Origin of the sequence: Acinetobacter lactucae, from assembly GCF_013122135.1 — a bacterium.
Lineage (GTDB): Bacteria > Pseudomonadota > Gammaproteobacteria > Pseudomonadales > Moraxellaceae > Acinetobacter > Acinetobacter lactucae.
The window spans coordinates 1,790,536-1,813,320 of sequence record NZ_CP053391.1 but is presented as its reverse complement, the minus strand read 5'-3'; the positions used below and the strand labels follow the sequence as shown (position 1 = coordinate 1,813,320).

18 protein-coding genes are annotated in these 22,785 nt (G+C 39.0%); 9 read left to right on the top strand and 9 right to left on the bottom strand.

Translation table 11 applies throughout. The features are described 5' to 3' along the window. Nucleotides 1–12 precede the first annotated feature (12 nt). The 3 genes from HLV59_RS08410 to adeR all read right to left on the bottom strand — a co-directional run bounded on the left by HLV59_RS08410 (nt 13) and on the right by adeR (nt 2,596). Nucleotides 13–459, bottom strand: a complete 447-nt coding sequence (locus HLV59_RS08410) for a phytanoyl-CoA dioxygenase family protein (protein WP_267313496.1) — start codon at nt 457–459, stop codon at nt 13–15. 289 nt (nt 460–748) lie between these two features. After that, nucleotides 749–1,819 carry a two-component sensor histidine kinase AdeS gene (adeS, locus tag HLV59_RS08405; RefSeq protein WP_171429737.1) on the bottom strand — a complete coding sequence of 357 codons (1,071 nt, stop codon included), beginning with the start codon at nt 1,817–1,819 and terminating at the stop codon, nt 749–751. Between the two features lie 48 nt (nt 1,820–1,867). After that, a complete protein-coding gene (adeR, locus tag HLV59_RS08400; protein WP_171429736.1) occupies nt 1,868–2,596 on the bottom strand; it encodes an efflux system response regulator transcription factor AdeR in 729 nt (242 codons plus the stop codon). A 146-nt stretch (nt 2,597–2,742) separates the two neighbouring features. Here adeR and HLV59_RS08395 point away from each other — a divergent pair, with 146 nt between their 5' ends. From HLV59_RS08395 to HLV59_RS08380, 4 genes are all read left to right on the top strand, one after another. Continuing rightward, nucleotides 2,743–3,888 carry an efflux RND transporter periplasmic adaptor subunit gene (locus HLV59_RS08395; protein ID WP_171429735.1) on the top strand — a complete coding sequence of 382 codons (1,146 nt, stop codon included), beginning with the start codon at nt 2,743–2,745 and terminating at the stop codon, nt 3,886–3,888. Further along, the gene (locus HLV59_RS08390) at nt 3,888–6,998 is read left to right on the top strand and encodes an efflux RND transporter permease subunit (RefSeq protein WP_171429734.1); all 3,111 of its coding nucleotides are present in this window, start codon (nt 3,888–3,890) and stop codon (nt 6,996–6,998) included. The genes HLV59_RS08395 and HLV59_RS08390 overlap by 1 nt, the downstream gene beginning before the upstream one ends. Before the next feature lie 79 nt (nt 6,999–7,077). Then, the gene (gene adeC / locus HLV59_RS08385; RefSeq protein ID WP_171429733.1) at nt 7,078–8,472 is read left to right on the top strand and encodes an AdeC/AdeK/OprM family multidrug efflux complex outer membrane factor; all 1,395 of its coding nucleotides are present in this window, start codon (nt 7,078–7,080) and stop codon (nt 8,470–8,472) included. Between the two features lie 154 nt (nt 8,473–8,626). After that, the gene (locus tag HLV59_RS08380; RefSeq protein ID WP_171429732.1) at nt 8,627–10,633 is read left to right on the top strand and encodes an esterase/lipase family protein; all 2,007 of its coding nucleotides are present in this window, start codon (nt 8,627–8,629) and stop codon (nt 10,631–10,633) included. A gap of 43 nt (nt 10,634–10,676) precedes the next feature. Here the strand turns inward: HLV59_RS08380 and HLV59_RS08375 are convergent, their stop codons facing one another. Then, nucleotides 10,677–11,084: a hypothetical protein gene (locus HLV59_RS08375; RefSeq protein WP_031948455.1), complete on the bottom strand. Its 408-nt coding sequence runs from the start codon at nt 11,082–11,084 to the stop codon at nt 10,677–10,679. Between the two features lie 137 nt (nt 11,085–11,221). Further along, the gene (locus tag HLV59_RS08370; RefSeq protein WP_171429731.1) at nt 11,222–11,818 is read right to left on the bottom strand and encodes a TetR/AcrR family transcriptional regulator; all 597 of its coding nucleotides are present in this window, start codon (nt 11,816–11,818) and stop codon (nt 11,222–11,224) included. A gap of 80 nt (nt 11,819–11,898) precedes the next feature. On the opposite strand from HLV59_RS08370, the gene HLV59_RS08365 reads away from it, so the two are divergent. From HLV59_RS08365 to HLV59_RS08355, 3 genes are all read left to right on the top strand, one after another. After that, the gene (locus HLV59_RS08365) at nt 11,899–12,654 is read left to right on the top strand and encodes a hypothetical protein (RefSeq protein WP_062848838.1); all 756 of its coding nucleotides are present in this window, start codon (nt 11,899–11,901) and stop codon (nt 12,652–12,654) included. A 79-nt stretch (nt 12,655–12,733) separates the two neighbouring features. After that, nucleotides 12,734–14,101: an NAD(P)/FAD-dependent oxidoreductase gene (locus tag HLV59_RS08360; RefSeq protein WP_171429730.1), complete on the top strand. Its 1,368-nt coding sequence runs from the start codon at nt 12,734–12,736 to the stop codon at nt 14,099–14,101. A gap of 198 nt (nt 14,102–14,299) precedes the next feature. After that, on the top strand, nt 14,300–14,935 hold the full coding sequence (locus HLV59_RS08355; protein WP_081173665.1) for a TetR/AcrR family transcriptional regulator: 636 nt from the start codon (nt 14,300–14,302) through the stop codon (nt 14,933–14,935). 340 nt (nt 14,936–15,275) lie between these two features. On the opposite strand, the gene HLV59_RS08350 is transcribed toward HLV59_RS08355, so the two are convergent. The 3 genes from HLV59_RS08350 to abaQ are packed head-to-tail and all read right to left on the bottom strand — an operon-like array spanning nt 15,276 to nt 19,174. Beyond that, nucleotides 15,276–16,850 carry an aldehyde dehydrogenase (NADP(+)) gene (locus HLV59_RS08350; RefSeq protein WP_081173663.1) on the bottom strand — a complete coding sequence of 525 codons (1,575 nt, stop codon included), beginning with the start codon at nt 16,848–16,850 and terminating at the stop codon, nt 15,276–15,278. Between the two features lie 10 nt (nt 16,851–16,860). Beyond that, a complete protein-coding gene (gene araD1 / locus HLV59_RS08345; RefSeq protein ID WP_171429729.1) occupies nt 16,861–17,859 on the bottom strand; it encodes an AraD1 family protein in 999 nt (332 codons plus the stop codon). Between the two features lie 10 nt (nt 17,860–17,869). Further along, nucleotides 17,870–19,174 (bottom strand): multidrug efflux MFS transporter AbaQ, encoded by a 1,305-nt coding sequence (gene abaQ, locus HLV59_RS08340; protein ID WP_016140856.1) that lies wholly within the window; start codon nt 19,172–19,174, stop codon nt 17,870–17,872. A gap of 169 nt (nt 19,175–19,343) precedes the next feature. Between abaQ and HLV59_RS08335 the strand changes: the two genes are divergently transcribed. Both HLV59_RS08335 and HLV59_RS08330 read left to right on the top strand, forming a co-directional pair. Next, nucleotides 19,344–21,077: an IlvD/Edd family dehydratase gene (locus HLV59_RS08335; RefSeq protein ID WP_031948463.1), complete on the top strand. Its 1,734-nt coding sequence runs from the start codon at nt 19,344–19,346 to the stop codon at nt 21,075–21,077. An 83-nt stretch (nt 21,078–21,160) separates the two neighbouring features. Then, complete coding sequence (locus tag HLV59_RS08330) at nt 21,161–21,877, top strand: FadR/GntR family transcriptional regulator (protein ID WP_002113901.1); 717 nt, start codon at nt 21,161–21,163, stop codon at nt 21,875–21,877. A 68-nt stretch (nt 21,878–21,945) separates the two neighbouring features. Here HLV59_RS08330 and HLV59_RS08325 read toward each other — a convergent pair whose 3' ends face one another. Further along, entirely contained in the window at nt 21,946–22,740 is a 795-nt protein-coding gene (locus HLV59_RS08325) for a TorF family putative porin (RefSeq protein ID WP_216606767.1), read from the bottom strand. Nucleotides 22,741–22,785: the final 45 nt, after the last annotated feature.

Below are 22,785 nucleotides of genomic sequence, written 5' to 3'. Positions count from 1 at the left end.
TCAAAAAGAATTCTAATTTAGGCCTAAATAGTCTTCTAATTTTTCGAAATTATGTTGCCAAAGTCCATTACCAGTTTTCGGAAAAATTGACCTAAAACCTATAATTTTTTTAACACGTGCAGGTAAATTTCTGACAATTTCTAGATCTATTGAAAATGGATAAGTTTCTTCAGGAGTAAAATATCCTGGAATCATTGGCAATGAAATACCCCGTCTATATTCATTACCAGTTTTATTTTCACCACCGGAATGGATAACCTTACCTTCCCAAATTAGCATATCGCCTGCTTTCATGAGAGCGGGAATAGTCTCTTGGTGTCTAAAGCGTTCTTCATCAGACATTTCAAAATTATCCCATTCATGACTACCTGGAACTACACGCGTAGCTCCATTTTCTTCAGTAAAATCTGTTAAGGCTATCATGCAATTTGCAGTAACACAGGGTCCTTTTTTACCCATCTCAATAAAAGCGGGGAAATTCTCTAAATCTCGGTGTAATGGTTGGGCTACGTTAAGAGCATCAAAAATTGTTTGTAAATCTACTTTTTTAGCTCCATAACCATGTAACTCTCCTCATCCTTAAATATTTCTTACCACTAAATTATATAAATTATGTTTTATTTGTAAAAAAAATATCAACAATTTTTATGAAAAGCCAAATAAACCATATTAAATATAGTTTAATATTTATAACTCTCTTATTCTTTATATTTTTTTAAAGATTTACTTTCTCATTTATCAATTAAGGCTAACTTTTTATATTTATTGTGATAATAAATAGACTTCTCGAATCTTTATTTTCATATTCAATTGTACCTGAATGAGCTAAAACAATGGCTTGCACGACTGCTAAGCCCAGCCCCGTTCCACCTAAAGCTTTATTTCTGGACTGCTCTACTCTATAAAAAGGATTGAATAACTCTTTTTGATATTCAAGTGGAATTCCCGGTCCTTCATCTAGTATTTCTAATGTCCATTGGTCTTGTTCAACTGACGACTTAATTTTTAGAACTCCAGAGTTTGAGTATCTAACAGCATTATCAATTAAAGCGATTAAAACTTGTTCTATACGTCTTGAATCGCATCTTACAAAATCATGTGAAATGTCGTAATCAATAGTAATCTTTGCTTGTGTTAGCTTTTCCTCAAACATCTGTACTACTTTTTCAATACATGTTAAAAAATCAACTGACTCAATATTTAATCTAAGCTGTTTATTTTCAAATAAACTCAATGTTCTCAAGTCTTCTACTAGATGTGACAGCCCCTCTACTTGATTCAATAAACTTCGGATTAGCTCTGGTTCAGCTTTAAAAACTCCATCTACAATACCTTGTAATCTACCTTGTAAAATTGTGATAGGCGTTCTTAATTCATGAGCAATAGCAGCATTCCATACTTGTGCATTTTGTACAGAACTTTCAAGCTTTTGAGCCATATCATTAAAATTTAAAATTAATGTATAAATCTCTGTAGAATGGACTTTTTGATCATTTGCTCGGGCAGACAAATCACCCTCACTAATTTTATTCGCGGCATCTGCCAATGAATTGATGGGCACAATAAATCTTTTTGCTAACTGCATTCCAATAATTAAAGAAATAATTGAACCACATAAAATGACTGTACCTAGCCAAATCCAGTCAATAAAATGAAAATCAGTAAAGTCTCCTTGCAGCGAACTTAATGAAATCCAGTCATGATCAATTGCATACTTATAAACTACATAGCCTAGAAATACAGACAATAAAGTGATGCTCAAATTCACCATACTAAAAGCAATAAAAAATTGCTTATTAATCCCTAATTTATTTTTCATTGTCGTATCTCAACTTACAGTATGTCGGCTTGTTTCTGTCCAATCCTATTATTCTTGGGGATGATCTAATCTATACCCGACACCACGGACATTAATTAGCATCTGTTCAAGCCCATATTCCTCTAATTTTTTTCTTAATTTACTGACGTGGCTATCCACTGTTCTTTCTAAAGCATCGCTGTCTGGCAAACATTGATTCATCAATTCTCCACGCGTAAATACTTTATGTGGCTGATTAATCATCAAAAGTAATATTTTATATTCAGTTAATGTCAAGTTAAGTAAGGTCTTCTTTTCCATCTGATTGATATAAGCACTATGAATCTCAGTATCGATTTCAATATTTTTATAAATCAGATTTTTGATAACCGTTTTTTTATTCTGATGGGTTCTTCTAAGAACAGCCTGAACACGTGCAACCACTTCATTTGGATTGAAAGGCTTAACCACAAAATCATCTGCGCCGATTCGCAAGGCCATCACTTTATCTATATCTTGATCTAATGCAGTCAGCATAATGACGGGCGTTTGTGCTTTTTGACGAATTTTACTGAGTACTTCCCAACCATTGAGTTCAGGTAATTTAATATCAAGTAAGATTAAATCAATTGTTTGTGACGCATGAATTTCTATCGCCTGTTTTCCATTCATTGCCCGAATAACTCTCATGCCTTCACGTTTTAAATATTGTTCAATAATGTCACCAATATCGTATTCATCTTCTACAACAAGAATTTGTTTATCACGACAATCAAAAGAAAATGAAGCTTCGAACATAGATAAATCATCGAAAAATTTCAGACAAACATCATAATACGCTTATTTATGTGCTGATCTCCACACTTTTTCCACATTTCAAAGATCTTGATTACACACTTACCCAAAATAATAACAACATCAAAAACTCCATAAGGTTGGACAGTATGCAAAAGCATTTTTTACTTCCATTATTTTTGTCTATTGGACTGGTTGTCCAAGGTTGTAGTTCCGAAGAAGCTAAACAACCAGAAGTACCACCGGCGAAAGTCAGTGTATTAAGTCTTAAGCCACAATCCGTTAATTTTAGCGAGAATCTCCCAGCTCGCGTTCAAGCCTTCCGTACTGCTGAAATTCGTCCGCAAGTCGGCGGTATTATTGAAAAAGTATTATTTACTCAAGGTAGTGAAGTTAGAGCGGGTCAAGCCCTCTACAAAATTAATGCTGAAACTTTTCAGGCTGATGTAAACAGCAATAAAGCTTCTCTCAATAAAGCCGAAGCTGAAGTCGCACGTTTAAAGGTCCAGTTGGAACGCTATGAACAACTTTTACCAAGTAATGCGATTAGTAAACAGGAAGTCAGTAATGCTCAGGCTGAATATCGCCAAGCTTTAGCTGATGTCGCGCAAATGAAAGCTTTACTGGTACGTCAAAATCTTAATTTACAATACGCAACAGTACGTGCTCCCATCTCTGGACGTATTGGGCAATCATTTGTGACCGAAGGTGCACTAGTCAGCCAAGGTGACACAAATACTCTTGCTACAGTGCAGCAGATTGACAAAGTTTATGTGGATGTAAAGCAGTCTATTGGTGAATATGAACGTTTACAGGCTGCACTACAAAGCGGTGAGTTGTCTGCCAATAGTGATAAAACCGTTCGTATTTCTAATAGCCAAGGTCAGTTCTACAATGTTAGCGCAAAGATGCTATTTGAGGATATCAATGTAGATCCTGAAACAGGCGATGTTACCATTCGTATTGTAGTAAACAATCCTGAACGTAAATTACTTCCTGGAATGTATGTGCGTGTCAATATTGACCGAGCATCAGTCCCTCAAGCCCTTCTTGTACCAGCTCAAGCGATCCAGCGTAATAACAATGGTGATCCACAGGTTTATGTCATCAATGCTAAAGGCTCTGCAGATATTCGTCCAATTGAACTTGGGCAGCAATATGAACAGTTCTACTTAGTGAATAAAGGGCTCAAAGTAGGTGACAAAGTCATCGTTGAGGGAATTGATCGCATTCAACCTAATCAAAAGCTTGAAATAACGAATTGGAAAGCACCTGTTAATAAAGGAGCTCAATGATGTTGTCACAATTTTTTATTCGTCGCCCTGTATTTGCATGGGTGATTGCGATTTTCATTATCTTGTTTGGGCTACTTAGTATTCCCAAACTCCCCATAGCACGTTTCCCTAGCGTCGCGCCTCCACAGGTCACCATTAGTGCTGTTTATCCAGGTGCTACTCCGAAAACAATTAATGACAGTGTAGTGACACTGATTGAAAGAGAACTATCCGGCGTTAAAAACTTACTTTATTACAGCGCAACCACCGATACTTCGGGTATGGCTCAAATATCGGCTACCTTTAAACCAGGTACAGATGTCGATATGGCTCAGGTTGATGTACAAAATAAAATTAAAGCCGTTGAAGCTCGTCTTCCTCAAATTGTTCGTCAACAAGGTCTACAAGTCGAGGCGACATCATCTGGCTTCTTAATGTTAGTGGGTATTAATTCACCTACCAATCAATATTCTGAAGTTGATCTGAGCGATTACCTTGTCCGAAATGTCGTTGAAGAGTTAAAACGTGTTGAAGGTGTTGGTAAAGTTCAATCTTTTGGTGCCGAAAAAGCCATGCGTATTTGGGTAGATCCAAATAGGTTAGTTTCATATGGTCTTTCAATCAGTGATGTAAATGCGGCAATTCGTGAAAATAATGTCGAAATCGCTCCTGGCCGTTTAGGTGATTTACCTGCTGAAAAAGGACAACTTATTACGGTTCCTTTATCTGCCCAAGGACAATTGAATGACGTTGAACAATTCAAAAATATCAGCTTAAAAAGTAAGATCAACGGTAGTGTCATTAGACTTTCTGATGTCGCGAATGTTGAAATTGGTTCACAAGCATATAACTTTGCTATTTTAGAAAATGGTAAACCAGCAACGGCAGCAGCCATCCAGCTTAGCCCTGGCGCAAATGCTGTAAAAACTGCTGAAGGTGTCAGAGCTAAAATTGAAGAATTAAAAGTTAATTTACCGGAAGGTATGCAATTTAGTATTCCTTACGATACTGCTCCATTTGTCAAAATATCGATTGAAAAGGTAATTCACACATTACTTGAAGCCATGGTTTTGGTCTTCATTGTGATGTATCTATTTCTTCATAATGTCCGTTATACGCTCATTCCGGCAATTGTTGCTCCTATTGCATTGTTAGGAACATTTGCAGTCATGCTGATTGCAGGTTTCTCAATCAACGTACTCACCATGTTTGGTATGGTGCTCGCCATCGGTATTATCGTCGATGATGCGATTGTTGTCGTAGAGAATGTCGAACGAATTATGGCGACTGAGGGCTTACCTCCCAAGGAGGCGACCTCTAAAGCCATGAAAGAAATCACCAGTCCAATTATTGGGATTACCTTAGTACTCGCTGCTGTATTTTTACCGATGGCTTTTGCCAGTGGTTCGGTCGGAATCATTTACAAGCAATTTACGCTGACCATGTCAGTGTCTATCTTATTCTCTGCACTGTTAGCATTGATTTTAACCCCCGCACTTTGTGCGACAATTCTTAAACCAATTGATGAACATCATCAGAAAAAAGGATTCTTTGCATGGTTTGACCGTACTTTTGATAACCTCACTAAAAAGTATGAAATCATTCTCTTTAAGGTCATCAAACACTCCATTCCAATGATGGTGCTCTTTATCATTATTACAGTTGCGACTTTTGCTGGAATGAAATATTGGCCAACCGCATTTATGCCCGAAGAAGATCAAGGTTGGTTTTTAACAACCTTCCAACTTCCATCTGATGCTTCTACTGAACGAACTAAAAGTGTCGTGAAAGAGTTTGAAGCAAGTATTCAAGACAATCCGGATATTAAAAGCAATACGTCAATTTTAGGTTGGGGTTTCGGTGGTTCAGGTCAGAACGTTGCCGTTGCCTTTACAACACTAAAAGATTTCAAGGAAAGAACATCTTCAGCATCTGAAATGACCAACTCAATTAATCAAACAATGGCACATAGTAAAGAAGGAACATCAATGGCTGTTCTACCTCCAGCCATTGATGAGTTAGGTACGTTCTCTGGCTTTAGTCTTCGATTACAAGACCGAGCGAACTTAGGTATGCCTGCATTGCTTGCTGCCCAAGATCAATTAATGGAAATGGCTGCCAAAAATAAAAAGTTTTATATGGTTTGGAATGAGGGCCTCCCTCAAGGAGATAGTATTTCTCTAAAAATTGACCGAGAAAAATTAAGTGCTCTGGGTGTTAAATTCGCTGATGTTTCAGACATTATCTCAACATCAATGGGTTCGATGTATATCAATGACTTCCCAAATCAAGGTCGCATGCAGCAAGTGATTGTGCAGGTTGAAGCAAAATCACGTATGCAATTAAAGGATATTTTGAATCTTAAAGTAATGGGTGCCAGCGGCCAGTTGGTGTCTTTATCAGAAGTTGTGACTCCTCAATGGAACAAAGCACCCCAACAATACAACCGCTACAACGGACGTCCATCTTTAAGTATTGCGGGTATTCCTAACTTCGATACTTCATCTGGTGATGCAATGCGTGAAATGGAACAACTCATCGCAAAATTACCAAAAGGGATTGGCTATGAATGGACTGGTATTTCTCTCCAAGAGAAACAATCAGAATCACAAATGGCATTCTTACTTGGATTATCGATGCTCGTTGTGTTCCTTGTACTCGCAGCTCTTTATGAAAGCTGGTCAATTCCGCTATCTGTCATGCTGGTTGTGCCATTAGGTATTTTTGGAGCGATCATTGCCATTATGTGCAAAGGGCTGATGAATGATGTGTTTTTCAAGATTGGCCTGATTACGATCATTGGTCTTTCCGCCAAGAATGCAATTTTGATTGTTGAATTCGCCAAGATGCTCAAAGAAGAAGGAATGAGTTTAGTTGAAGCTACTGTTGCCGCAGCAAAACTTCGCTTACGCCCTATTCTCATGACTTCCCTTGCCTTTACTTGTGGTGTTGTGCCTTTAGTCATTGCATCAGGAGCAAGTTCTGAAACACAACATGCGCTTGGAACTGGTGTGTTTGGCGGCATGATTTCAGCAACAATTTTGGCAATTTTCTTTGTACCGGTGTTCTTTATCTTTGTACTAGGTGCGGCCGAAAAACTGTTTTCTTCCAAGCAGAAAATTAAATCTTAAATGAAATAAAACAAGGGAAATTAAAGAATTTCCCTTGTTCCTCTTATATCTAAATTTATTCTATTATTTGGAGAAAAGCATGTCTAAGTCGGCTGTTTTATCTCGTGGATTTATGATTTCCACACTTTCAATTACCTTAACTGCATGTATAAGTATGCAATCGCCTCAACCGGCTGTTAAGTCTGATATTCCACAAAATTTCGCTGAAACTTATTCTGGTCCTTCAATTGCTAAACAAGGATATAAAACTTTCTTTTCCGATCCTCGTTTATTGGAAGTCATTGAAATAAGCTTGAATAATAACCGTGATTTACGTACAGCAGCGTTAAATATTGAGCGTGCCCAGCAGCAATACCAAATTACTAAATATGATCAACTTCCAACTATTGGTGCAACAGCAAACGCCATTAGGCAAGTTAACCCATCTGTAGATCCTAACAATCCTTATTCTACATTTCAGGTAGGATTAGGTGTAACGGCGTATGAGCTAGATTTTTGGGGCCGTGTTAAAAGTCTTAAAGATGCGGCATTAAATAACTACCTTGCAACACAAAGTGCTAAAGACTCAACTCAAATTAGTTTGGTGAGCCAAGTTGCACAAGCTTGGTTAAACTATTCGTTTGCAACAGCAAACTTAAACCTTGCGCAGCAAACCTTAAAAGCTCAACTTGATTCATACAATCTCAACCAGAAACGTTTTAACGTCGGGATTGATAGTGAAATACCTTTACGCCAAGCCCAGATTTCAGTCGAAACAGCACGTAATGATGTCGCAAACTATAGAACTCAAGTTTCACAAGCACAGAACTTGTTAAATCTTTTGGCTGGACAAGCGATTCCATCAAAACTACTTCCGACTCGGTCGGTTAAAACGATTACTCAAGAAAAGAATTTTTCAACAGGCTTAAGTAGCGATTTACTACAAAACCGTCCAGACCTAAAAGTAGCTGAATATCAACTTCGTGCAGCTGGTGCCAACATTGGCGCTGCAAAAGCCCGCATGTTTCCGACCATTACACTCACAGGTTCAGCTGGATATGCATCAACGGAACTGAAAGATTTATTTAAATCTGGCGGCTTTGCATGGTCAGTTGGTCCTAGTATAGACCTGCCTATTTTTGACTGGGGAACGCGTAAAGCCAATATTAAGGTTTCAGAGATCGACCAAAAGATTGCACTTTCTGAATATGAAAAAGCGATTCAGTCTTCTTTCCGCGAAGTCAATGATGCCTTAGCAGCCCATGCTCATATCGAAGAACGTTTAAATGCCCAGCGCCGTTTAGTGTCTGCAACCGATACCAATTATAAACTCTCTACTGCCCGCTTTAGAGCCGGGATTGATAGTTATTTGACTGTTTTGGATGCTCAGCGTTCTGCATATTCGGCTCAACAAGGTTTACTGATTCTCGAACAAACCAAATTAAATAATCAAATTGAACTCTATAAAGCCTTGGGTGGAGGGTTAAATAAATAATCTATTCTCAAAAAATCTTTAAAGGCTAATTAGGCATCATCATTAGCCTTTAAATTTCATATTTTTTCTAAAAAGGACGATTAGAAATTTGTTTTTTCGCATATTTAATTCAGTTGAATTGAATTTTGCCCTGCCTTATTTATGAGGTCTATTTATGAAAATACTAATATTCCCCCTACGCCAATCCCTATATATTCTCAGCCTATTTAGTATAGTAATTACAAGTGGCTGTCAGTTGGTGAGCTTGAAAAAACAGACACTTCATACCACTATTTCAAACGAACGTAATAGTATTCTCACCCAAAAAAAATTAAGTGAAGCCAGCCTAAATGTTTTATATATGTCTGGTATGGATGCAAAAATTTGCATGCAAACTCCAGAAGCATGTATTGCTGATTTAGAGAAAATTCCTCAAATTCAGGGAGATCAATTATTATCTACTGCCAGTGAACTCTATCTCTCAAAAGCTTTAGCTCTTTCGGAGTCTTATGATTGCAAAACCAATAATAATGTAAATGCTAAAGCTGAAGAAGCAAACAATGGGGACTGTTTGGAACAAGAACTTCACGCTTTAGATAAAACTATTCGCTATAGCTATGCTTATTTATTTAAGTCGTCTCGCGAACCTCAAGATCGTATTTTTGATAATCGACAAGTACAAATTCGAGATTTTTATAATCAAGCACTCAATCAATTAGTGAATGTGTATAGTGAAAAGAATACTTCCGCAACAATTCCTTCCGAGATAAAAATTGGTAAAAGTACATATACGATTGATATTGAGTCCTATCAAAAATTACAAGGCAAAAAACTTGAAAAATTCACTTCAAGCTACAACATGAATTTTTCTGGTTTAAGAAGTATTAACCGTCGTGATGGTTTTGGTTCAGATTTTGTTGCGGTTTTACACTCTAATGAAGACCCATCTCAAAAAGAGAACCCTTATATTCTTGATCCATTAGCTTACAACTACCCAAATGGCATCAATCCCAATATTCATAAAGCCCATTATCTCGCTTCTACTCTTGTGGCCGAACCACAAAATAAAATAACGACCCAAAGTGACATATTGAATAGTCCAGATTTCAAAATAAAAATCTATGACCCTTACAATGTCGAAAAAATTAATATTGCGGGCAAAGAATACTCACTGGCAGCAAATTTTTCTGCACCTTATGGTTTATGGCTGGCCGAAAATAATCTAGGTGCGGCTGCATATTTGACACTGATTGACCGCAATCAACGATTAAACATGCCGCATTTATATATGCTTGAACCCTATAATCCAAATAAAAAAGTAATTGTATTGGTTCACGGGCTTGCCAGTAGTCCAGAAGCATGGATTGCAGTAACCAATGAAATTATGGGAGATAAAACGTTACGTGAAAATTATCAAGTTTGGCAAATCTTTTACTCAACCAATATGCCTATTTTGGAAAGTCGTTTTCAAATTTACGCATTATTGAAGCAAGCATTTGGATCTCTTAATCCTCAAGATCCAGCTGCCACTAATGCTGTTTTAATTGGTCATAGCATGGGAGGAATTATTAGTCGGCTTTTAGTGAGTAATGCTGATATTTTAAAAGAAGCCTTACCTATGATGAGTAACTATGAACAAGCACGTATGAGAAAACATCCTGTAATTGGCGAACGTTTAAAAATGGAACCCATTCCAAACTTTGATCGCGTCATTTTCCTTGCGGCTCCGCATCGGGGGACAAACTATGCCGATCGTTGGTTCACTTTAACTGCACGTAAAATTATTCGATTACCCTCTACATTTTTAAAAACCTTAACTGATACATTGATAAGTAATGATGACGACCTTAAAGACTTTGTAAGAACTATCAATAATAAACTTCAAAATGGCCCTAGCGATCTGAGTAATAAATCTGAGTTTATGGAACTCACCTCAGGCATAACCCCTAAAGAAGGTCTAGTTTTTCACTCTATTATGGGCAATATCACCAAAAGCGATGATCCAAACACCATTACAGACGGTATCGTTCCCTATAAGAGCGCTCATTTGGAGGGGGCTATTTCAGAAAAAGTCATTAAAGGTGGGCATTCAATCCAACTAAAACCTGAAACAGTATTAGAACTTCGTCGTATATTGAGCCAACATTTAATAAATCATAGTTTAAATGATCAGAAAAACTAAATATAAAAAAGCTAAAGTGAAATCACTTTAGCTTTTTTTCTATCTATTGTTTAGTTTCTTCTATCCGTTTACGAATTTCTTCTCGCCATTTTACGGCGTTTTCTTGTTGTTTATTCAGTAGGACGCCGAGCATATAAGCGGTCACTGCTGCACCAATTAAAGCAATTCCACTTTCATAAATAATATCTATGACGAACTCTAAAACGCCTTCTGACAAAAAGTCTAAAGTACCAGAAAATTTAAGGAGTTTAGCGATTGCTACTACAACAATTCCTAAAAGTGCTCCAGTCCATAAAAATATTTTGTGGATATTAATAGGCGCTGTGACTTGGTCAATTTGGTCAGGATATTTTCGATAGTACTCAACTTCATCTTCTGTCACTTTGGCAGATGACTTAAATAGTAATTTAATAAAAAGTGTATCTTGATCAAGTTTTGAATTTTTCTTCATAGATACCGTACTTTATAAATTTTCTAATCTTTTATCTTACCTATTGTTGTTCACTACGCAACTACTCCTTAGAAGATCTAGCCATTTATAGAGAGCTTTAACATCCTCTATATTCACATTTTTATTAAGTATTAAATTTAGCTTAGCCCATTTAAAATCATTAATACCGTTTGCTCCATTTGCTTTTGTCTGTGTTGATCAGTGACGCCTTGAATACTGAACGCCCAATAAGCTTCAAATAAACAAACAATGACATAGGCCGCTGAGCTAATCGCCTCTGGAGGTGCTTTTGTATATTCTTGTGCCAATTGATTTTTAAAATCCGGAAGCCAATGCTTTGTCCAAAGTGTATGGAGCATTTGCTGGATAAACGGATTTCTCGCACTTTGAGCAACCAGTTCGAACCAAACGATTAAATCATCTTGAGTCCGATACACTTCCGGTGTGAACATCATTATGATTCGTTCGCTCAATGGTTTCCCACTAAAACGATGAATAATTTCAGTCCCCATTTTCGAAATGTAATGTTCAATGAAAGCGTTCATTAACTCTGAACGTGACGAAAAATAATGATGTACTAGAGTACGTTGCATGCCTGAAGCTTCAGCTACTTTGGCAAAAGTAATTCCTTCGAGTCCTTCCCTCGCCACTACAGAAACAGCCGCTTGAAGAATTTCATAAGACCTTTCCTGAGCTTTACTCGGCCTTCCTATTTTGTTTTCCATTATCGCCATAAATAAAAAGTAGTTTACTAATTAATCATAACATATTATTTTACTGACATGACAGTCAATTAATTACAAGGAAGTCTATTATGAAAATTCTCGGTCTAGATGCCGGCAGTGAAACGGAAGCTACGGCATCAAAAATCCTAACAAACAATGAAATGACACATGCCGCTATTTTGGAAATTGTAAATATTTGCGGGCTGGTTGCCTGTATTGTATTAGCACTTATTGGCTGGATGTACGGCGCAAAATTTCTCAAGAAAAAGAATATATTGCTCGGCTTAGAATGTTGGATCGTTGCTTTCTCTGCCACTAACTTTGTTGCTTACATGTTGACTGCTTGGAATGTTAATCTTTCAATTACTATGTTTCTTGATTCATTCTCACGTAGTTTCGGTATGCCAATTATTGCCGTGCTTGGCCTGATGGCTCTGACCCATAATTACAAACCTTCTCCTCTTAAGGAGTTTCTATTATTCGCATTTTCATTTGCCGGCACTTTTGTTGTTTTTCTGGCGGATTTCTTTGACGAAATACGTCCATATTTTTACATAGTTATGTGGGTAATTCTGGTGATTTACCTTTGTTACTTCATTATTTGTTTGGTACGTGCCAGAGAGATCGTACATGCTTTGGCTACTACATTAACAGTTATAAGCAGTCTATCGATAGCTATCGTATATGACTTCTTCCCTATACCTGGCGATGACAACCATATGATTTTTATGACTTTGGCTTTTATTACCTGGGGGTTCTCTATTATTCAATTGTATTACGCATATACAGCCCTAGAGCGATCACAAAATGTTTCTATGCAATCTTTTGTTCCTGCTCGCCAGTAAAAACATAGCAAATGCATTGTTTTTAAAAAGGATTAAAACCAGTGCTCTAGCACTGTGAAATGATATAGAAGGATAACGAATGAATTATTCAGATAAACAAGTGATGAGTGGCAACCCTGAATCAATGCCATTTCGTCTTTTAGGTGGCTGGATAGAACAGCCTAGCGACCTTCAACCGGAACTGGAAGGTTCTGTTAGTGCAGATGTTATTGTGGTCGGTGCTGGTTTTGCCGGGTTGTCGACAGCTCTTGAACTCACTGCTCGTGGTGCAAAAGTCATCGTACTTGAGCAAGAGTTCGGTGGTTTCGGTGCCAGCGGCCGTAATGCTGGCTATCTGCTCGGTAGTATGGGAATTGAATTCGAAGTGTTCGCCAAGCGCCTTGGCGTTGACCGTGCAAGGCAATTTGTTAATTTCTACGATGAGGGTGTGACCTATGTTGAAAAGCGTCTAGTCGAGTTAGGCATTGATTGTGATTACAATCCTTCTGGCATTATCCGCGCTGTCATAGATCCTTCGCAGGAAAAATGGCTACGCCGTAGTATGAGAGTTGGTGAAGAACTAGGGTCCCATACTCGCTTTGTAGATCAAGCTGAAATGCGTGCTCGTGGGATTCCACCAGCTTTTTTGTTTGGTAGCGAACAGCGCGGCGGCACGCTAAACCCTGGTAAATACGTGAGTGGTTTACGCCGTGCAGCCATACAAGCAGGTGTTAAGATTTATGAGAAAACACCAGTGCTCTCTTATAACGAAGGACCAATCATTACATGCAAAACCGCACGCGGTAGTGCCAGCGCACCCATCATGGTGTTAACTACAAATGCTTTCACACCTCAGTTAGGATTGCTGCGTGATAAAGTTGCGCCAATACGGGTTTCGGCAATTGAAACCCACCAATTATCTCCAAAGCAATTGGAATCTCTGGGTTGGCCTGGCCGAGAAGGTATTATTACACCGCACCTCATGATGGAAAGTCATCGTCTTACTGCCCACAACACAATGGTGTTGACAGTTAAGAAGTTGAATTATGTTTACGGTTCAAAAACTCCAAACGTACCAGATCACGACGCCTATGCTGCACTCGCACAGACCTTACGTGAGCGTCATCCCACATTGAAAGGTCTTGGCATTAAGCACTGCTGGAGTGGTTACGTTAGTGTGGCTTATGACTTTTTGCCTGTGGTTGGATCAACTGGACCACATCAAAACATTATCTATGCCGCGGGCTGTACGGGACATGGGCTTGCAACTCAGTCACTCATGGGACAGCTCCTTGCCGAGAAAATTAAAGGAGTAGAAAATCCTATTCTGAAGAACTTATACCACAAGACTCCTTCGACACTACCTGAACCACTCCAGTGGTGTGTATTTAAAACAGGTTTCAAGGGAGCAGCCTTCTATGATCGTCTAACTGACCGCAAAGCGCTTGCTGCTAAAAAGGATTCATAGGGCTAAGCATTTGTTAGTGCCGTAAATAATTAATGGGCTACATTCTTGTAGTCCATTTTAAAAATCTCCTCTAAGCCTAGCTTTAAATATTGCCCTATCTAAACCCATGATCAATTCAAACAGTGATTTCGACTCAACGCATTCGTTATTTTTTGATATCAAAATTTATTAATTAGAATAAAAAGGATAGTAATTATTGTGACTAAAAACAATCGAGGCAAACGTGGTCGGCCTGCCAATCTAACACTTAGCCAAACGATAATCGATGCAGCATACGAACTATTTGTAGAATTAGGTTTTAAAGCAGCGACATTGAACATGGTCGCCCAACGTGCAAATATTTCTAAGCTGAGTATTTATAGACACTTCGAGAATAAAGAAGCCCTTTTCAGCGCGGTTGTCGCCACCCGCTGCCAACATTTTGCAACTCATGCTTTTCTAAAAGATCTCGATGGTTCAGCCGAAGAACAGCTTATGTCAGTGGGATCATCTCTACTTTGTACTCTATTGAGCTCGGACTTCCGTAGTCTTGAGACTATGATCATAGCTGATAGGACAAACCAAAAACTTTTAAGCGAACTACATTACGAAGTCGTGTTCGTTCATGTCATTAGACAAATTGAGGCACTACTCCGTCGGTTACACATGAAGAAGGTTCTAAACGTGCCTTATCCTCTTCAGTCCGCCCACTTGTTTGTCGCGCTTTTCAAAGGATCCAACCTCCGGATTATTGCACGTTTCGATGATGCAAAAGCAGAAGACGATAACACAATTAAATCCTACTGCCGCTCAGCTGTCGACATGTTCATCGCTATTCATAGGGGTAGTGGCTAAATAGGTTGTTTATTCTATCAGTTATAAGATGGGTAATATTTCAATCTATTTAGAGTACAAAAAATTTATTTTAACATACTAATTGTTTGTCCTAAAATTTTAATACTCTTATGTAATTTAAAGAAAAATATAAATACTATCCTTTAATAAACAATCTACTTTATATAAATATTAATATGTATAGTAAATTATAATTAGATCAAAAATTATCTTTTATAATGTTTAAAATAGTTTTCTTTTAAAAGTTAACGATGCTCAAGTCCTGCTTAATTTGCCTACTCCGCTATAGATTTATTTTTAGGATATGAAAAGAGACCAGCTAGTGGTCTCTTTTTCATTTTTAGATCGCTGCTTTGGTCATCTTACCATTGACCAGTCTTAAAATCTGCAATGGGTTGCTGTCTTTTAAAGCTTCCGGCAACAAACTTTGCGGGTAGTTTTGGTAACAGACTGGGCGCAAATAACGGTCTATGGCCAAAGTTCCAACCGAGGTGCCTCGTGCATCAGAAGTCGCTGGATATGGCCCGCCGTGTACCATGGCATCACATACTTCAACACCCGTTGGGTAGCCATTTATAAGTAATCGGCCAGCTTTTTCTTCTAGCACAGGAACCACATCTGCAAACTCGGTGAAGTCTGCTTCATCGGCAATTAAAGTTGCTGTCAGTTGTCCATTCATACTTTGTAGGGCTTGCACAAGTTGAGCTTTATCTGCTACCTCAATTACCACTGTCGCTGGACCAAAGATTTCTTCTTGTAAAAGCTGATCACCTGCAAGTAACAGCTCCACATCAGCTTTAAATAGTTGTGGCTGTGCCTGATTGCCTTGTTGGGTTTGACCTGCCAAGTGTTTAATACCTTGATGCTGGGTTAAATGCTCAAGACCAGCGGTATAGCTTTTTAAGGTGCCTGCATTCAGCATAGTCTGTGCAGGTTTACCGCCCATAATTTCGGTTAGGTTACGAATGAGCTGGCTAAATTCAGCTGATTTAATACCTAAAATTAAACCTGGATTGGTACAGAACTGACCACAGCCTAAAACAACTGAGTCGGCTAAGTCCTGTGCAATTTTTTCACCACGGTTTTTCAAGGCTTCCGGTAACATCAGCATCGGGTTAATACTGCTCATTTCCGCAAAGACAGGAATCGGTTGTGGACGGGCTGCGGCCATATCACATAAAGCACGGCCACCGCGAAGAGAGCCTGTAAAACCTACAGCCTGTATTAAAGGATGCTTAACCAGTGGTTCACCCACACCATTACCGTAGATCATGTTAAATACGCCTTTAGGCATATTTGATTTTTCGACAGCACGTTCGATTGCCTGAGCCACAAAATCTGCTGTCGCCATATGACCACTATGCGCTTTCACCACTACCGAACAACCAGCTGCCAGTGCAGAAGCAGTGTCACCACCCGCAGTTGAAAAAGCGAGTGGAAAGTTACTTGCCCCAAAGACTGCCACAGGGCCAATACCAATTTTAATCTGGCGCAAGTCTGGGCGAGGTAAAGGCTGACGCTCAGGCAAAGCTGTATCAATACGAGCCCCTAAGAAGTCACCACGACGCAACACTTTAGCAAACAGGCGCATTTGTCCACTGGTACGGCCACGTTCACCTTGCAAACGTACAAGTGGCAAAGCAGTTTCTTGCGAGACAATTTCTAGAAAATCTGTTCCTAAAGCATCGAGTTCATCAGCAATGTTTTCTAAAAAAGTAGCACGCTGTTCAGGTGAAGTATGGCGGTAAGTCTTAAAGGCTTGACTTGCAGCTTCACAGGCCTGATTAATTTCCTGTTCGGTTGCATGGTGAAACTCATAAGGCAAAGCCTCACCCGTTGTTGCATTCACACTTTTCAATAAAGTTGTACTTTGTGCACTACGTGAACCGCCAATAAAGTTGTGTCCGATGACCATTTTAAATTCCTTAAAGTGTTATAACTGAACCGATCGGTAACTCTGCTTGTGTATGAGCAAGTTTGTTTTTAAGGGGAAGACCGAATTCTTTCATTTCGATTTCAAACTCATCGTTGACTTGTGCCTGAATACCATCGGCAAAAGATAAAGTGGCTGTACCGAAGTAATGAATATGAACATCCCCTGCTTTTAAGAATTGTTGATACTTAAAGTGGTGATATTCCAGATTTGCCAAGCTATGGCACATATTGTCCTCACCCGACAAAAACTCTTTTTCCCAAATAATTTGTCCATCACGACGCAAGCGGCTGGTTCCCACTAAATGTTTCGGTAATTCGCCTGTTCGTAAAGCTGGACCAAAACTACAAAAACGTAATTTTGAATGGGCCAGATATAAATAATTACGGCGCTCCATTACATGGTCAGAATATTCATTACCCAGTGCAAACCCGATTCGGTAAGGCTTTAAGTCTTCTCCAATCACATATAGGCCAGCGATTTCAGGCTCTTCGCCACCGTCTTCAGCAAATGGAGGTAAAGGCAACTCCGCTCCCGGTCTTACCACAATTGAACCATCGCCTTTATAAAACCATTCTGGCTGCGCACCGACCTGACCTTCTGGTGGACGGCCCTTTTGTAGCCCCCATTGAAATATCCGCATGGTGTCGGTCACTGAGCTGTCATCGCTTAAATTTTGCTGATGCATTTTGTCGCGTGCTGATGCAGAACCTAAATGAGTTAAACCTGTACCAGAAACTAAACAATGCGTTGGATCTGGATGGTCTAAAGGCGGCAGTACCTTTAAATCTGCTAATAAAGATGAATAATCATAGGTCTCTGATTCAAACCCTAACGCCTCAACTTGTTGCTCCAATGAAACTTTATTACGAATTGCCAAAAGTGCTAAATCACGAACCGATTGAATATTTTTAACCGGATATGCCGTGTTGCCTTCTACTTTGGCAACGGCACGTTGATTTGCACGATTTTCAAATTGAATAATTTGCATGTTTTAATCCTTACAAAGGCTTTTGAATATTCACTGTTTGTGTTTTTTGACGTTCGAGCTTGGCATAGACGATATAAGTCAAAATCAGACCAAAAAGCATGACGATAGATAAGAAATACAAACCTGCAGCCATATTTCCTGTGTATTCTTTTAAAAGTCCGATGCCAAATGGCCCAACATAGCCACCTAAATTTCCGACAGAATTAATTAAGGCAATGCCAGCCGCTGCACTTGCGCCTGTTAAGAAACGGCCCGGTAATGTCCAAAACACAGCAGTTGATGAAAATAGGCAGAATGCAACAACAGCCAAAGCAGCCAACTGCATGACTGGAGAATTTAGCCAAGCACTTAAAAACATTGCGCAAGCGCCTAGTGCGTAGAGAAAACTTAAATGTCCATAGCGATCATTTAGACGATCGGTACTACGTGGAATAATTAATAATCCAATAATTCCAAAAACGTAGGGAATGCTAGATAAGAAGCCAATTTGAAGATCAGTACCGCCTCCAAATTGCTTGATAATAGAAGGCAGCCAGAGGTTTAAACCGTAAATACTTAAAGTCACTGGTAAGTAATACAATGCTAATAAAAGTACGCGTTTGTCTTTTAAAGCATGTAATGGATTGGCATGTCGAGTTTGATCGTATTCGGCTTCATCTTTAACAAGTTCATTTTTAAGCCATTGTTTTTGTTCAATGCTTAACCATTTCACTTTATCAATATTATCTGGTAACCACAGGAATGTTGGTAGAGCCAATAAAACTGCAGGTAAGCCGACTGCAATGAATAACCATTGCCAACCATGTAAGTTTGCAATGCCATCCATCCCAAGTAATAGACCCGCTAAAGGCCCCGCAATCATCATGGCAATGGGTTGTGAAAGCACAAACATTCCCATAATTTTTCCGCGATGACGCACCGGATACCACTGAGTGATGAGATATAAAACACCCGGGAAAAAGCCTGCCTCCGCTACACCCAGTAAAAACCGTAAGAGATAAAAGCTTTTCGGCCCTTCAATGAGCGCCATAGCCATGGTGATTAAACCCCACGTCAACAAAATGCGGGTAAACCATTTGCGGGCACCAAATTTGTCTAAAAGTAAGTTACTCGGTACTTCAAAAAGAAAGTACCCAATAAAGAATAAGCCTGCTCCTAGACCATAGGCTGCATCACCAATTCCGACGTCGGCACCCATATGCAAATGAGCGAACCCAACAGCGGCACGATCAATGTATGCCACCAGATATAGTATGACTAATGCGGGTATGAGCTTAAACGTGACCGTCCGTATTACATCCTTTTCGAAATCCATCTTCGACTCCATTTCCTATTATTTACTTATAGAGCATCTTGCTCGTAAATTATCCTTTCAATTTAAAATATAGTAATACTATTTAAATTTCAAACCTTTTAAAAATAAAATTTATGGTGTATTTTTAAATCAATTGGTTCTAATAGTAATACTATATAGGGAAATTTGTATGAATAACAAACAAGTTCTTCGTTCGGCTGCCTGGTTTGGTACAACGGATAAAAATGGCTTTATGTATCGCAGCTGGATGAAGAATCAAGGAATTCCAGATCATGAGTTTCAAGGTAAACCGATCATTGGGATTTGTAATACGTGGTCTGAACTCACACCATGTAATGCCCATTTTCGAAAAATTGCCGAACACGTAAAAAAAGGGATTTTAGAAGCTGGTGGCTACCCTGTTGAGTTTCCAGTATTTTCAAATGGTGAGTCGAATTTACGCCCTACTGCCATGTTTACCCGTAACTTAGCCAGTATGGATGTTGAAGAAGCTATTCGTGGTAACCCTATTGATGGGGTGGTGTTACTAACAGGTTGTGACAAAACTACACCTGCATTATTAATGGGTGCAGCAAGCTGTGATATTCCTGCCATTGTAGTAACTGGTGGGCCAATGCTGAATGGTAAACACAAAGGTAAAGATATTGGTGCTGGTACCATCGTTTGGCAAATGCATGAAGAGTTAAAAGCAGGCAAAATCGATTTAAATGAATTTCTTTCTGCCGAATCTGGTATGTCACGCTCAGCGGGTACATGTAATACCATGGGTACTGCTTCTACCATGGCGTGTATGGCAGAAGCCTTAGGCACTTCTTTACCACACAATGCAGCCATTCCAGCAGTAGATTCTCGTCGTTATGTGTTAGCTCACCTTTCTGGCATGCGTATTGTCGACATGGTTCATGAAGATTTACGCCTTTCTAAAATCTTAACCAAAGAAGCCTTTGAAAATGCGATTAAAGTTAATGCCGCTATTGGTGGTTCAACCAATGCCGTGATTCATTTAAAGGCAATTGCTGGACGTATTGGGGTGGATTTACAACTCGATGACTGGAACCGTGTTGGCCGAGGTATGCCAACGATTGTTGACTTGCAGCCTTCTGGTCGTTTTCTCATGGAAGAGTTCTATTATAGCGGTGGCTTACCAGCCGTAATCCGTCGTATGGGCGAAGCCAATCTCTTACCACATCCACACGCTTTAACCGTAAATGGTCAAGGCATTTGGGAAAATTGCCAGCAGTCACCTATTTATAACGATGAAGTGATTCGAAAAATAGATAACCCAATTCGACAAGATGGCGGCATGTGTATTTTACGCGGTAATTTAGCCCCTAAAGGTGCTGTGCTTAAACCTTCTGCTGCAACACCAGAACTGATGAAACACCGCGGTCGTGCAGTCGTATTTGAAAACTTTGATGACTATAAAGCCCGTATTAATGACCCAGACCTAGATGTCGATGAAACTTGTATTCTAGTCATGAAAAACGCTGGTCCTAAAGGCTACCCAGGCATGGCTGAGGTTGGAAATATGGGATTACCACCAAAGATTTTAGCCAAAGGCATTACCGACATGGTTCGTATTTCCGATGCACGTATGAGCGGTACAGCGTATGGCACCGTGGTTTTACATGTTGCCCCTGAAGCTATGGCTGGCGGGCCTTTAGCCGTAGTTCAAAATGGTGACTTTATCGAACTCGATGCCTATGAAGGAAAACTTCATCTGGAAGTGAGTGATGAAGAACTTAAACAACGTCTTGAGAATTTAGCGCCTCCAGCACCACCAAGTTTTATTGGCGGCTATCGCAAACTCTATGTAGAACATGTTCTACAAGCAGACGAAGGTTGTGATTTTGATTTCTTGGTCGGTTGTCGAGGCTCGGAAGTTCCACACCATTCCCATTAATATTTATTCTTGAAAAAGATGATCTTGTTAAAACACAAGGTCATCTATACCATAGGATATTCAACATGTCGTAATAGTGAAATATGAGTAAAGCTGACTATAAAAATCCTATTCCAAGCAAAAGCCAACATGCATTAATTGTTCAACAATTGGGATTAAAAATTGTTTCTGGTGAAATCTCAGAAAATGAAAAGCTCCCAAGTGAAGTTGATTTATGTGAGGAATATAAAGTCAGCCGCCCTGTCTTTCGCGAAGCAATCCGTGTTTTAAACGCGAAAGGCTTAACTTACTCAAGACCAAAAATTGGAACTGTAGTAAGGCCTAAAGAAGAATGGCATTTGCTCGATCCGGATGTATTGTTTTGGTTGATTCAAACGACGCCTGAACATGAGTTTTTCAAAACACTTTCTACCGTACGACGCGTTTTGGAACCTGAGCTTGCTTATATTGCGGCAAGTACGGCAAACGAAGAAGATATTGAACGCATTAAACATGCCTATGATGGGATGGAAAAAGCGACAACAGTTGAAGAATTTATAGAGCCAGATATTCAATTTCACTTAGCAATTGCTAAAGCAACGCATAATGACTTGCTGGCGTATATGTCGAAAATGCTGGTTTTACCTTTACAACAATCGATTCAAGTCACCAGTTTACGTCCAAATTTACAAGGCCATTCGTTACCTAGACATAAAGCAATTTTAACCGCAATTGAAAATAAAGACCCGCTTTCTGCTCGTCATGCTTCACTTGTTCAGCTGGACGACACCAAAATGGCTTACGATTTAATTAAAAAATAATTTTTATATATTCATTACTTAAAGCCTGACAACTCAAAATAAAGTCATCAGGCTTTTTTATTTATAAACTAAAACACTTTTTTAACTGAGACAGTCAATGTCGAACCAATCGGGTTAGAAATGGGTGCATCAGGTTCACCATTACTATACTTTTTATAGAACCCATCTTTGTCCCAAGCTTTGGTATAGGCTAAGCCAGTAGTCCAGCCATCACCTAAATCTTTAATCAGCTCGACTTTCATATCCTGAAAATTAGCTTCCGAGAAATTTTTAATTCTTTCATAGCCATAATGAGCACCAAAAGTCCAAGTCTCATTGATAGGCTGAGTAAAAGTTAGATCTAAATAAGTTGTTCCCCGTGAACGTTTACCCTCAGGGCCGCCCATCGTATCGGAGTTATAGCCTGCATAATCTGGGGTATAGGTAATATAATATTTAAGAGTCAAAGGTCCATAACCAATTTGAGGCACGATTTCGCCATAGTTATAACTGGTACTCCCCGTTTCAGGCGTGCTTTCAGCTCCCGGATAGTAGTAATAAAAAACCGTCATTCCAGCCGAAAACTTATCGAAAGTTTTGATATAACCTGCATAAACATCCCACTCAACTGAAGCATCTCGCAAATAGTTAGAACTTACATTCGATGCCCAAGTTCCCACAAATAATCCATTCGGATTTGCATAATCTAGACCAATTTGTAATGCAGGCTTGCCCCAAGTTTGTTGAAAACCACGTGAAATGTATTGGCTAGCAAAAGTAATATTCGCACTATATGGAGAAATTTTTTCTTGTTCATTTAATTGTTCAGCATGTACAACACCAGTAGACATAATAAGTGAAGCTATCCCTAAAATTTTTCTCATTCAATAATTCCTTTTACATATTACCTATAGGTTTAAAGTTTTAAA

Bases quoted from the DNA above. Each gene is read 5' to 3' on its own strand.
- HLV59_RS08410 (WP_267313496.1), bottom strand. From the start codon at position 459: ATGGGTAAAAAAGGACCCTGTGTTACTGCAAATTGCATGATAGCCTTA.
- adeS (WP_171429737.1), bottom strand. From the start codon at position 1,819: ATGAAAAATAAATTAGGGATTAATAAGCAATTTTTTATTGCTTTTAGT.
- adeR (WP_171429736.1), bottom strand. From the start codon at position 2,596: ATGTTCGAAGCTTCATTTTCTTTTGATTGTCGTGATAAACAAATTCTT.
- HLV59_RS08395 (WP_171429735.1), top strand. From the start codon at position 2,743: ATGCAAAAGCATTTTTTACTTCCATTATTTTTGTCTATTGGACTGGTT.
- HLV59_RS08390 (WP_171429734.1), top strand. From the start codon at position 3,888: ATGTTGTCACAATTTTTTATTCGTCGCCCTGTATTTGCATGGGTGATT.
- adeC (WP_171429733.1), top strand. From the start codon at position 7,078: ATGTCTAAGTCGGCTGTTTTATCTCGTGGATTTATGATTTCCACACTT.
- HLV59_RS08380 (WP_171429732.1), top strand. From the start codon at position 8,627: ATGAAAATACTAATATTCCCCCTACGCCAATCCCTATATATTCTCAGC.
- HLV59_RS08375 (WP_031948455.1), bottom strand. From the start codon at position 11,084: ATGAAGAAAAATTCAAAACTTGATCAAGATACACTTTTTATTAAATTA.
- HLV59_RS08370 (WP_171429731.1), bottom strand. From the start codon at position 11,818: ATGGCGATAATGGAAAACAAAATAGGAAGGCCGAGTAAAGCTCAGGAA.
- HLV59_RS08365 (WP_062848838.1), top strand. From the start codon at position 11,899: ATGAAAATTCTCGGTCTAGATGCCGGCAGTGAAACGGAAGCTACGGCA.
- HLV59_RS08360 (WP_171429730.1), top strand. From the start codon at position 12,734: ATGAATTATTCAGATAAACAAGTGATGAGTGGCAACCCTGAATCAATG.
- HLV59_RS08350 (WP_081173663.1), bottom strand. From the start codon at position 16,850: ATGGTCATCGGACACAACTTTATTGGCGGTTCACGTAGTGCACAAAGT.
- araD1 (WP_171429729.1), bottom strand. From the start codon at position 17,859: ATGCAAATTATTCAATTTGAAAATCGTGCAAATCAACGTGCCGTTGCC.
- abaQ (WP_016140856.1), bottom strand. From the start codon at position 19,174: ATGGATTTCGAAAAGGATGTAATACGGACGGTCACGTTTAAGCTCATA.
- HLV59_RS08335 (WP_031948463.1), top strand. From the start codon at position 19,344: ATGAATAACAAACAAGTTCTTCGTTCGGCTGCCTGGTTTGGTACAACG.
- HLV59_RS08330 (WP_002113901.1), top strand. From the start codon at position 21,161: ATGAGTAAAGCTGACTATAAAAATCCTATTCCAAGCAAAAGCCAACAT.
- HLV59_RS08325 (WP_216606767.1), bottom strand. From the start codon at position 22,740: ATGAGAAAAATTTTAGGGATAGCTTCACTTATTATGTCTACTGGTGTT.